Source organism: Kitasatospora sp. NPDC001603 (genome assembly GCF_040298365.1).
GTDB lineage: Bacteria > Actinomycetota > Actinomycetes > Streptomycetales > Streptomycetaceae > Kitasatospora.
The window spans coordinates 182587-193921 of sequence record NZ_JBEPAA010000008.1; the positions used below are offsets into that span (position 1 = coordinate 182587).

At 73.0% G+C, this 11335-nt stretch carries 10 protein-coding genes, 1 tRNA gene and 1 pseudogene; 9 read left to right on the forward strand and 3 right to left on the reverse strand.

Going from position 1 to position 11335, the window contains the following annotated elements; translation table 11 throughout:
* The 8 genes and pseudogenes from ABT263_RS08510 to ABT263_RS08545 all read left to right on the forward strand — a co-directional run.
* Positions 1 to 230 (forward strand): annotated as a pseudogene (locus ABT263_RS08510) (hypothetical protein); the annotation flags it as partial.
* 53 nt (positions 231 to 283) lie between these two features.
* On the forward strand, positions 284 to 514 hold the full coding sequence (locus ABT263_RS08515; RefSeq protein WP_238863347.1) for a hypothetical protein: 231 nt from the start codon (positions 284 to 286) through the stop codon (positions 512 to 514).
* Between the two features lie 256 nt (positions 515 to 770).
* Positions 771 to 1193 (forward strand): plasmid mobilization relaxosome protein MobC, encoded by a 423-nt coding sequence (gene mobC, locus ABT263_RS08520; RefSeq protein ID WP_352288960.1) that lies wholly within the window; start codon positions 771 to 773, stop codon positions 1191 to 1193.
* A gap of 4 nt (positions 1194 to 1197) precedes the next feature.
* The gene (locus ABT263_RS08525; RefSeq protein ID WP_352288963.1) at positions 1198 to 2931 is read left to right on the forward strand and encodes a relaxase/mobilization nuclease domain-containing protein; all 1734 of its coding nucleotides are present in this window, start codon (positions 1198 to 1200) and stop codon (positions 2929 to 2931) included.
* A gap of 114 nt (positions 2932 to 3045) precedes the next feature.
* Positions 3046 to 4248: a hypothetical protein gene (locus ABT263_RS08530; RefSeq protein WP_352288965.1), complete on the forward strand. Its 1203-nt coding sequence runs from the start codon at positions 3046 to 3048 to the stop codon at positions 4246 to 4248.
* A gap of 184 nt (positions 4249 to 4432) precedes the next feature.
* Positions 4433 to 5719, forward strand: a complete 1287-nt coding sequence (locus tag ABT263_RS08535; RefSeq protein WP_352288968.1) for an MFS transporter — start codon at positions 4433 to 4435, stop codon at positions 5717 to 5719.
* 257 nt (positions 5720 to 5976) lie between these two features.
* Positions 5977 to 6900: a GNAT family N-acetyltransferase gene (locus ABT263_RS08540; RefSeq protein ID WP_352288971.1), complete on the forward strand. Its 924-nt coding sequence runs from the start codon at positions 5977 to 5979 to the stop codon at positions 6898 to 6900.
* Entirely contained in the window at positions 6897 to 8168 is a 1272-nt protein-coding gene (locus tag ABT263_RS08545) for an ATP-grasp domain-containing protein (RefSeq protein WP_352288974.1), read from the forward strand. The genes ABT263_RS08540 and ABT263_RS08545 overlap by 4 nt, the downstream gene beginning before the upstream one ends.
* Before the next feature lie 54 nt (positions 8169 to 8222).
* Here the strand turns inward: ABT263_RS08545 and ABT263_RS08550 are convergent.
* A tRNA-Met gene (locus ABT263_RS08550) sits at positions 8223 to 8296 on the reverse strand.
* A gap of 256 nt (positions 8297 to 8552) precedes the next feature.
* On the opposite strand from ABT263_RS08550, the gene ABT263_RS08555 reads away from it, so the two are divergent.
* Positions 8553 to 8918 carry a ubiquitin family protein gene (locus ABT263_RS08555; protein ID WP_352288977.1) on the forward strand — a complete coding sequence of 122 codons (366 nt, stop codon included), beginning with the start codon at positions 8553 to 8555 and terminating at the stop codon, positions 8916 to 8918.
* 246 nt (positions 8919 to 9164) lie between these two features.
* On the opposite strand, the gene ABT263_RS08560 is transcribed toward ABT263_RS08555, so the two are convergent.
* Positions 9165 to 10277, reverse strand: a complete 1113-nt coding sequence (locus tag ABT263_RS08560; RefSeq protein WP_352288980.1) for an NUDIX hydrolase — start codon at positions 10275 to 10277, stop codon at positions 9165 to 9167.
* Complete coding sequence (locus tag ABT263_RS08565) at positions 10274 to 11128, reverse strand: hypothetical protein (RefSeq protein ID WP_352288982.1); 855 nt, start codon at positions 11126 to 11128, stop codon at positions 10274 to 10276. Before ABT263_RS08565 ends, ABT263_RS08560 begins: the two co-directional genes overlap by 4 nt.
* Positions 11129 to 11335 lie beyond the last annotated feature (207 nt).

Consider the following 11335-nt stretch of genomic DNA (forward strand, 5'->3'; position numbering starts at 1 on the left):
GCTCTCGGTCCGGCGGTCCGGGCGTGGACGGTCCGGGTCCTCGGTCCGGCGGCTCCGACCCGGAGGAGATGTTGCGGATCGGCCGTGAGGCCGCAGCGAGGGCCGGACGGATCACCCGCGCCGTCGTGGCCACCGCCATCCGTGAGAGCGGGTTGCCGGTGTCCAACCAGGTGGCCGGCGAACTCGTCCAGCAGCTGCGCAGCGACAAACCCCCGCCACCGCACCGTTGACCGCGGACCTCACAGCCTCATCAACCCCCACCCCAACCCTCGGGAGACACCCCATGAGCAACGCCGTCCTCGCCGACACCGACCTCGTCGCCGACTTCCTGACCGTCCTCGCTGGCCGCGGCCACCTCCACAGCGCCACGCCGGCGGGCGACGGCCACTGGACCGTCCGCCGCACGGCCAACAGCCAGGCCCAGCACCTCACCAGCGACCAGGTGGAGGAGCTGGTGATGGACCACCTGGCTGTCGCGTTCGCCGCTCGGGGCCTGGCCAACGACGACTTCTAGCCGTCCGGATCAGGTTCCTCACCACGGGCCGACACCGCTGTCCCGACCACACTCCGCGCTCCGTCCCGGACGGGTTGCCCCCTACGGCGGAGCGAGCTAGTGCCGTGGACCGTCCTATCGGACGGTCCACGGCGCACGCCCCGCCCAAGGGGGCGGGGAAGCCGAAGCCGGGCCGAGCGGGGGCGCTCGACTCGACTTCGACTCGCCGAAGCCAGGGGGCACCGGCGAACAGGACCAACTGACAGGAAGACCACCGATGACCGCCGCTGCCGACGACGAGCCGAGCACCGTTCGCCGCCCGCGCCGCCGCTTCCACGAGCCGCAGCAGCGCCAGCGCAAGCTGACCGTCCGTCTGAGCCTGTCCGAAGAGTCCGAGATCAAGAGCGCCGCCACCGAACGCGCGCAGACCGCCGCCCGCTTCGTCGCCGCCGCAGCGCTCGCCGCCGCACGACGAAGTACCTCCTTCGACCCCGACGACCGTCTCGACCGATCGCTCGACGAACTCGCCGCCGCGCGCCAGCAGACCGCCCGCGTCGGCAACAACCTCAACCAGATCGCCCGCGAGCTGAACTCCGGGGGCCTGCCGAACCCGGCCGACCTGGTCGCCGCCCTCGCCGCCGTACGCACGACCGTCACCGCCATCGACACCGCCTCGGCCAAGCTCCTGAACGGCCACTAACCGCATGATGCCGAACATCGTCATGGGCTCGAAGACCTACGGACTGCTCGCCTACCTCTACGGCCCCGGCCGCCGCGACGAGCACACCGATCCACACCTGGTCGCCTCCTTCGACGGCTTCGCCCCCGACCCCGGCCGCGACATAGACGCCTCGCTCAAGCAGCTGCAGACCGTGCTCGACATGCGGGTCGACCAGCTCGGCCGCGCCCGCCGACCCGCCAAGCACGTCTGGCACTGCTCCGTGCGCACCGCCCCGGACGACCGGCCCCTGACCGAGGAGGAGTGGGCCGAGGTCGCCCGCCGGGTCGTCGCCGCCACCGGCATCGCCCCGGACGGCGATCCGGACGGCTGCCGGTGGGTGGCCGTGCGCCACGCCACCGACCACATCCACATCGTCGCCACCACGGTCCGCGGGGACCTCACCCAGGCCCGCCTGCGCAAGGACTACCCCCGGGCCCAGGCCGCATGCCGCACGATCGAGAAGGAGTGGGGACTGCGGCAGCTCAACCCCGGCGACGGAACAGCGGCCAAGGAGCCGACGAACCGCGAGAAGCACAAGGCCCAACGCCTGGGGCAGGAGGACACGAGCCGCCAGCGGCTGCGCGACGCCGTCCGCCAGGCGCTGGCCGGCGCTCGCGACGAGGAGGAGTTCTTCGCCCGGCTGGAGGCCGCAGGCGTGCTGGTCAACCGGAAGACCGGGCCGTCCGGCGACACCCTCGGATACAGCGTGGCCCTGGTGGGCGAGCGCGACAGCGCGGGAGAGCCGGTGTTCTTCGGCGGGTACCGGCTCGCCCCGGACCTGACGCTGCCCAGAATCCGCCGCCGCCTCCAGGTGCCGCTCGACGACCGCACGGCCGACGACCAGAGCGCCGCCCCGGCGGGCGGCGGGCGAACGCCCGGCGGACGCCGCTCCCCGGCCGCGACCGCACGACTGTGGGCGGCCGACGTGGCGGCAGAGGCCCTCGACGTGCTCGACAGCGAGACACCGGCCGACGCCGCCGCAGTGACCGAGGCGACCGGAGAGGTCCTCGACGCGCTCGCCGCCACCGCCCTGCCCGCCCAGAAACAGCAACTGCTCGCCGCCGCCCGGGCCTACGAGCGCGCCTCCCGATCGCACGTGCGCGCAGCCAACTCCTCCGCCCGCTCGGTGCGCAGCGCCGCCCGCGCCGTGCTGTCCGGCGGGTACGCGGGTAACCGCGGCCCGGACGGATCGGCCGCAGCCACCCTGCTGTCGCTCCTGGTCCTGCTCGTCATCGCCACCGGCCGGTGGCACGCGGAGCAGGGCCACCGCCAGCAGGCCGCCGCCGCCCGAGAGGCCGCCGCCCACCTGCGCGCCGCCTACCGGCACGCCGCAGCCAGGCCCATGGCCGTCCTGCAGGAACGCGGACGGGCCCTGCCGCCGCAGGTGCGCGAGCGCCAGGAACGGGCCGTTCGCCGGGCGGTGCCGGGCGAGGGCGCGCACCCCCTGCTGGCCGCGCCCGAGTTCGACGCGCTCGCCGCCGCGCTCGCCGAGGCCGAGGCGGCCGGACACGACCCGAAGGCGCTGCTGGAACGAGCCCGCTCATGGCGGGAGCTGGACAGCGCCGACTCGGAGACCGCCGTCCTCACCTGGCGGGTGCGGCACATCGCCAAGCTGCCCCACCCCGCCGCCGCAGACGGAGCCCGGCCCGGCCCGGCCAGCGCCCCTGCGGCGCCCGCCACCCCCGTCACCCCCGCCGGCCCTCGACGGCGCCGCTGACCCGGCCGCCGACGGACGCCACCAGGGCTCCGTCGGCGGCCGATCCACCACCCCAGGCCCGGCCACCGAGCCCCTGTGCCATTCCCCGACGACGCCCGACCAAGAAGCGGACCCATGCCCGACGACACCAACCTCTACATCGACCACGCCGACCTGCGCAGCGAAGACTTCACCGCGTTCGAGAAGCTGCTCGCCGCCCACCGCGACCTCGTCCCCTGCACGGACCCCGACTGGGAGTCAGTGATGTTCGCCGGCCACCTGAGCGACGGAAAGTGGCACGAGCCGAGCGCCCTGTTCACACCGTCCCGCCGCTCCGCGCGGGCGGCTTCGGCAGCGGAGAAGTCCGTGCTGGTGTACTTCGACGAGGACGGCCGGGCCCTGCCCGACCGGCCGCGCGGCCCGGCACCCGACTCCGCGCTCGCCACGCACCTGGCCGAGCACCTGCCGCTCTGGTCCGCCGAGCCGTGCCACCTCACCCCCGGCCGCGATCTCGCCGACCTCCAGGACGAGACCTGGGGCTGGAGGGCGCCGTGGACCACCACAGCCGCCCCGCACGACGCCGCCTTCCTCACCGGACCGGCAGGCGAACGGCTCCTCGCCGTGCAGATGGGCGAGGACTCCCCGCTCATCGTGGGAGCCGCGGTCCCCAAAGGCCTGGGCGGGTACAATCTCGGTTCCGTCCGGCGGCCCGGCACCGTGTCCCTCGCCGCGGGCGCGGCCCCGGCCGCCCTTGGCGACGCGATCAACGGCACCCTCGCACCGCAGTACCAGCGGGCACTGTGGGAGGCCCGGACCGTCGTGCTGAGCTTCGCCGCCGAGGACATCCGGTACCTGGGCGCCGCCCGAAGCCGGAGTCCCTGGCGCCACGTCGAGACGATCCTCGCCAACGGACCGCACCTGGTCGCCGGCATCCGGGCCGCCACCGTCGCCGACGACCACCTCGACCCGCTCGTGGGGCCGCAGCTGCGAACACTGCACACGACGGCGGACACGCTCGCCCGCATCCAGGAGATCCGGACCGCCTGGAAGGAAGCTGCGGCCACGGCGCCCGGCGCCGAGTCCGCCCCGGAGCGGCGCCGCCTCGAAGAACTGCGCGACCACCAGGCATGGCCCTACGCCCTGCAGCTCGCGAACGGACCGCTGCCGGACCTGGCCGCGCACGTCACCGCGAGGATCGGCGCACCCGTCCCGGACGCCGACGAAACGGCCAGGGCGGCACGCGCCCGCTCCGCCCGCAGACCCACCCACGCCTCCCCGCCGACCGGCGCCGCCCCGGCCACCACGCCGCAACCCGGCCCACGGCGCCCCACCCGCTGAACCGCACTGCACCGACAGCGCGCACCGCCCACCACCAGGGCGACAGGCCATCACACCGCCGCCACCGACCGGACCGGTCACCCCCGCCGAACCCCGACGGCGCCGAGGACCCGGCCACCGACGGCATCGCAGGCATCGCCGCATCCGGCCCACCACCCCACCGCGCCCGACCAGGGAGACCGCCTTGCCCCGTCCGACCGCCGCAACCCGCCGCTACCGCCCAGCCGGCGCGGCCGAGCGCGACTGGCTGCTGCGCTGCTACCTCCTGCGCGCCACCGACTCCCTCGCCGCAGCCGTCGTGATGTACGCCGTGCCGCTGCTCGTCCTCACCCTCACCCGGTCGCCGGCCTGGGCCGGACTGGCGTTCCTCCTGGAATGGCTGCCGCGCCTGATCGCCATCGCGGGCGCAGGCCCGATCATCGACCGCCGAAGCCCCCGCGTCGCCGTCCTGACGACCAGCCTGCTGCGGGCGGGCGCCGCACTCGCCACCATCGCCGGCCTGGCCGCCGGAGCAGGCCCCTGGCTGGTGCTGGCCTTCGGCGTCACCGCGGGCATGCTGGCCGAGGCGAGCTTCCTGGCGAACGAGGCGGTCGGCGCCGAGGCCAGCCGACGAGTCGGCGGCCGCGCCCACCGGGTGCAGGCCGTCCTCACCGGCACCGACCAGACCGCGCTCCTGATCGGCCCGCTGATCGGCGGACTGCTCCTGCTCGCCGGACCCGCACTGCTGCTGGCCGCCGTCGCCGTCCTGTCCACCGTCACCGCGACCGTCGCCGCCACCGTACGCACCCACCACCCGCGCCTGCACCTCGTCACCGCCGAACCCGCGGCCCGGCACCCGCTCACCGCCCTCGCCACCGGCCTCGGCACCCTGCGCCGCACCCCCGCGCTGGCCTGGCTGGTCGGCGCGCTCGCCTGCGTCAACCTCGCCAGCGGGCTCCTGCAGGTGTCCGCACCGATCACCGTCACCCGCACCCTGGACCACACCAGCGCGGCAGTCGGCCTGGTGTGGAGCATCGCCGCAGCCCTCTCGCTGGCCGCCGTCGCCACCGCCCACCGCGCCATCGACCGGTGGGGCCTGCTCGCCGTCGGCACCGCCTCGGCCGCCGCCATGTGCGCCGCCACCATCGCCAGCGCCCTCGCACCCGACCTGGCCCTCTACACCACCGCCGTCGCACTGCTGATGGCCGGCGAGGGCGCGGTCACGGTCGTCCTGCGTACCGCCCGCACCCGGCTCATCCCCGAACGGGACTTCGCCGCCACGCTCGCCACCACCGTCCTGCTCATCCTCGCCCCGCTCCCACTGGCCGGGCTGCTGGTCGCGCTCTGGCCCGCCGACCACCTGCGCGTGCTCATCGCGACCGCCGGCCTGGTCGTCGCGGCCGGCACCTGGGCCTGCTTCCGGGGACTTCGCGCCCACCGCACCGCCTGGGAGCACAACGACGACGCCGAACAGCACCTGAAGGCCGCCTGAGCCGCAGGGACCCTGCCCAACCCGTACGCCGACCCTCGGAGCGACACATCACCCACACCCCCACCGACCACGAGCGCACCCGCGCCCTCGGCGTCTGGTACGACACCATCGACGACGCCCCCGGCGACGACCACCGCGCGGCCCACCCCTCCCGGACCCGGCAGTGGACCGCCGCCTGGGAACACGTCAGCACCGAGCAGATCGACGCCCACCGCCACCTGCACATCACCGACCTCGACGCCGCCGTCACCGAGACCGTGCCGTACTTCCTCGTCGGCGCCAACGGCTGCCCGTACTGGACCAGCCAGGAAGTCGACGCGGGCGCCGCGCCCGTGTGGCCCGGCCCCGTCCTGTATTCCGGCAGTCCCCACGGCCAGTACGGCGGCGCCGGAGCCGCCACCGACCGGACGGCCGCCGTGACCGCCCGCGCGGGCCTCGACCTCGCCAACGAGCGTGGCGCCCGCGCCGTCGTCTACCCCGGCCTCGACACCGACCAGGCACAGCGGCTCGCCGCCGCCGGTCGGCGCCAGGGCGCCGCGCACGTCCTCGACCTGGCCACCGACGTCGCCCACGTCCGCGACCTCGACCCCGGCTCGGGGCTCGACCACTGGTGGGCGAACACTCCAACCGGCCACCGCCGGGACATCCGCCGCCAGTGGCGACGCGGAACCGAGGCCGGACTCGCACTCCACCCCCTGACCGGGAAGCGGATGCTGCCCCACCTGGAAGAGTTCACCCGACTCGCCGTCGGCACCGCCGAGCGCCACGGCGCCACCCTGTACGGCAGGGACATGTTCGAGCGCCTAGCCGAGGTGCCCGGTGCCGTCCTCCTCGCTGCCCGCACCGACCGCCACCTCGTCGGCGGCCTGTACAGCTGGCTCCACGACGACCGCCTCTACCTCTGGGCGTCCGGCATCGACTACCAGCACCCCCTCGGCCGCCTGGCCTACACCTGGCTGATGACCGAGGCACCCCGCTGGGCCATGGAGCAGGGCGCCCGACACATCGACGCCGGGCGGGCCAACTACCGGGCGAAGAAACGTCTCGGGTACCAGCCGCACGTCCTGCGCACCGTCGTGCACCTGCCCGCCCCCGACCCCGCCACCGCGAAGGCGCTCGCCGCCCTCTCCCGCAGCCTCGGCGAACAGGCCCTGCACCACCACCCCACCCTGCCCTGGTGACACCTGCCCCGTCCCCGCCCGCCTTCGGAAGGACCCCCCTGACCAGCACCATCCCCACGCTCCTGCTCGTATCCGCCGGCGACGAGCAGTACAGGCGCTACGCGCTGGAGCAGATCGCCGCCCGCCACCGCGTCGTCCTCCTCAGCCCGAGCGAGCCGACCTGGGAAGCGCCCTACATCCACGGGCACGAAGTCGCCGACACCAGCGACCCGGACGCCAGCCTCGCCGCCGCCGAGCGCCTCGCCGCCGACCACCACATCAAGGGTGTCCTGACCTGGGACGAGTTCGCCCAGCACACCGCAGCCCACCTCGCCTGCCGGTTCGCCACGTCCGGGAACTCCACCGCCACCGCCCACACCTGCCGCGACAAGGCGGCCAGCCGTGCCGCGTTCGCCGCCTTCAACGTCCCCTCCGCCGCCAGCGTCCGCGCCGACACCCCCGACCAGGCCCGCGCCGCCGCAGCCACGATCGGGTACCCCGTCGTCCTCAAGCCCGCTGCGGCGGCCGGCAGCATCGGCGTCAGCCTCGCCGCCACCCCCAAGGACCTCCCGGCGGCGTTCGACCTCGCCGACCAGGCGGCAGGCGACTACGAGCACGCCACCGGCCGGTGCGGCGTCCTGGTCGAGGAGTACCTCGACGGCCCGGAGATCAGCGTGGAGTGCGTCACCGTCCGCGGCGCCACCACCCCGGTCGCCGTCACCCGCAAGCGCCTCGGCCCGCCGCCCTACTTCGAGGAGACCGGCCACAGCGTCGAAGCCGGCGACCCGCTCCTCGCCCTCGTCGGCCCCGTCGCTGTCCAGGCCCTCCACGCGGTCGGCTACGCCAACGGCGTCTCCCACGTCGAGATGCGCCTGACCGCCAGCGGCCCGCGCCTGATCGAGGTGAACGGCCGGCTCGCCGGGGACCTGATCCCGCACCTCGTCCGCGAGGCCGCCGGCATCGACCTGCCGCTCGCCGCCGCAGACATCGCCCTCGGCCTTCGCCCCGACCTCACCCCCACCCGCCGCCGCGCCGCAGCCATCCACATGGCCTACGCCCCCGCGGACGGCCGACTCACCCGGGCCACCGCCGACCCCGCACTCCGCCACCAGCACTGGCTGAAACGCCTGGTGTGGGAGAAGCAGCCCGGCGACCACGTGGCCCTGCCGCCCGCGGGCAACCTCGGCACCGCCCGCGTCGCCCACCTCGTCGCCACCGCCGCCACCGCCGAGATCTGCCTCCAGCACCTCGCCGACGCCGCCCGCCAGCTCGACATCACCACCGACTGACAACACTGAAGGCCCGAGGCCGCGCACACTGTGCGCGGCCCCGGGCCTTCGTCGTAGCGGGGACAGGATTTGAACCTGCGACCTCTGGGTTATGAGCCCAGCGAGCTACCGAGCTGCTCCACCCCGCGTCGGTGAACCCGACTGTACGCCACCGCGGGCCATGGGAGAAACGCGATACTCCGCCCGGGAAAACCCGTGCGCCACAGCGACCGGTACGAACTAACCTCCACCACCCGCCCCAGACCGCCGACGTGATTGACCGTCACCTCGTTCGACGACCCTGACCACCGGGTGATGCGGATCACCTGACGAAATCGGACAAAAAGGGAACATGTTCCGCGCTGCGGGCATTTCACTCTATACATCACGAGAGTTGGGGGCTCCTTGACCACGTCCGACGCCGGCGACGACCGCTACACCCACTTCCGCTTCGGCCACGAGCCACAGCCCTCCGAGCCCGCCCCTGCCACCCTCGCCGTCCCCCACCCGGGCCCGCTCAACCCCTGCGGCATCCTCATCACCTGCGCCATGTGCGCCGCAGAACGCGACTGGCTCCTCATCCACGTCCACCCCGACCTCGTGTTCGTCCGATGCCGCTGCGCGCACGAGTGGCGCGAGCGGGACCTGGAGGCCTCGGACGTCGAGGCCTCGCGTGACGCGGGCGGCGACGAGCAGGAGTGGGAGTCGTTCGAGGAGATGTACGCCGCGCTCGGATTCGACGGACTCCTCAGCGGCGCCTACTTCGCCTAACGAGCGGTATTGCATCCGATGCAACATTCATCGGATGCCGCGAACGGCCTCGACCTGGGGCTTCATCAAGGGGGCCGACCGAAGCCGGCTCCCTTGATACGTCTTCCGCCCGGGAAGGAGCAACCGATACAACGATGTTGCGTTGGATGCACCGTTAACCGAGTGCTCGATCTGCCTGGTTCGTCCCATCTGGTGTTGGCGTCCGGGGTCAATCGATGCGGTGCTCGGGCCCGGAACACACCGGAGTCATGGGAGGAGAGCGGCGTCGAGGTACGCCTGCACTGGCGGAAAGAACCCCTGTGGCACGTACTTCGGGAGTGCACCGTGCTCGACCCACGTCACCTCGGCGATCTCCTCAGGCGTGACCACCTCGGCGACACCGGCCACTACCTGGCACGCCACGTAGAACAGGTACCGGCCGGTGTCCGGATGACGCCGTTCCCCGAGCAGTTCGGAGAAGACGACGTCGAGCCCCGTCTCCTCCCGGGTCTCGCGGGTGGCGGCATCGTGTGGCGCCTCGCCGCGCTGCAGCTCTCCGGCGGGAAGTTGCCACAGGAGTGCGCCTTCGCGGTTGCGGCGGCGGACCAGCAACACCTGGCAGTCCTGAACAACCACCGCGGCGGCGACGTGAGGCCCTTCCGCTGCCGGCGCCGTGTTGGCGTCGGCAGCGGGGATCGGCTGGCCGCTGCCGGTCACGATGTGCTCGTTTGGCCGCCTGGTTGGCGCGTTGAGACGCAGCTCAGAGGGGAACGGCGGGAGACCCGCCAGCGCGGTTGCGAGCCCGGGGTCCGGAAGCCCGACCAACGGCTCCATCTTGGCCGCCCTGGCCAAGATTTGTCGCAGCTCGTTCTTGATTGCGGTGAGGTCCATCTCCCACCCAACCACCTTGACGCGCCATGGGGCGGTGCCCAGGTGCTGCGTCGGAGGTGCCGGGAACGACAAGGTGATGCCCTGCTCCCAGTCGCTTGCGGTGGGCTGTGGGTAGTGGGCGACCCACTCGTCCAGGTGCTCGTCGAAATGCTCGGCGGCGTTGCGCACCTCGCGCTCGAGAACGGGTGACCCCAGATCGACGCCGAGCAGCTCGCGTAGATACTCGCCCCGGACCTGCCGCCAGGCCCAGCCCTCTTGGGTCTGGCCCTTGCGGGGCTTGCCGCTCGGAACAGGCTGGAGAGTTTTGGAGACCTTCGCGGTGTACGTCAGGAAGGACTCCAACAGCATCCAGGCCCGCGGGTCGGCCGGATCTTGACTGGCGAGCTCCGCCGCTCGGTCCAGCGCGGTAAGGGCGTACCGGACGTCCCGGGCCAGCCAGGTCAGGTAGACCCTTCGGGTCCAATCGCCCTTGATTGCATTGGTGTTCACGGCCGACCATCCTGCCCTGAGGTGCCGTAAAGCTCACGTCCTTTTGCCGAAGCGAGGTCCGGGACCGTCTGCTCCACCGCGAGCAGGGCGAGGAGGAAGGGCGGGGCAAGCCGCCGCATCGCCTCGCGGCCGTCGTCGTCGGTGATCGCGAGCGTGATGTTGAAGGCGTCGGCCATGAGGATCAGCTGCACGGCGGTGGCGGTCTGCTCTGCCAGCGTCGGGTCCGGCTCGGACAGGCCGGTCAGCAGAAAGGCCCGACTCGCCCCGAAGATCATGCCCATCGCCCACTGTTCAGTGGCCTTTGCTGGTTGGCTGGCAGACAGCTCGGCCTCGACGGCCGCGCAGCTGGCTTCCGCCCAACACGGGATCTCCCCTGCCGCTGCCCAGGCTGCTCGCAGCCGCTCGATCGGAGCTGCCCGGGCCACGGTGTAGAGGTGGTTGGCGATGCTGTCGGGAGGTAGGCCCGGAAGCTGGTGTTGCGGTGGGTCTGCCAGGGCCGCCAGCGGGTCTCGGGGGTCGGTCTCCAACAGGTGGGCGGCCCACTGAGGGGTGCCGTCAGTGACGAAGCTGCGGGCTGCCCGGGCGAGAGTATCGGGGGTCATCGCGCCGGGGCCAGCCATGGCTGTGATCGCCGAGTGGAACAGGAAGTCGGTCCTGTCCAGTGGGTCGGCCTTGGTTGCTCCCGGGTCGAGTTCGATGGCGAACCGCCACCCCGGGGCGAGGTCCGGTTTCGCCCGGACCTGCCGATCGATCGCTCGGACGCGGCGTTGCACTGCGGTAAGGCGGCGCTCCTGGGTGCCGGCCAGGTCGGCCGCGCCGTCGTACACCCATTCCCGGAGATCACCGTCCACCGGCATAGGACCGAAGCCACGGCGCAGCTGCTTGGCCAGGTCCGTGGCCGGACGTGCGAAGGCGTGGCGAACGGTCCCCTCGGGCACGGGCAGGCCAGCGCCAAAGGCCCTTAGAGGTCCTAACAAAAGTCGTAGTCGCGTGACTGTCGGTTGATGTGCTCGTTAGTCCGTCCGTGGGGAAGAGGGAGTCTCGTCCGTGGGTCGTGT

Coding starts and splice junctions, on each gene's coding strand:
- ABT263_RS08515 (WP_238863347.1), top strand. CDS start 284: ATGAGCAACGCCGTCCTCGCCGACACCGACCTCGTCGCCGACTTCCTG.
- mobC (WP_352288960.1), top strand. CDS start 771: ATGACCGCCGCTGCCGACGACGAGCCGAGCACCGTTCGCCGCCCGCGC.
- ABT263_RS08525 (WP_352288963.1), top strand. CDS start 1,198: ATGATGCCGAACATCGTCATGGGCTCGAAGACCTACGGACTGCTCGCC.
- ABT263_RS08530 (WP_352288965.1), top strand. CDS start 3,046: ATGCCCGACGACACCAACCTCTACATCGACCACGCCGACCTGCGCAGC.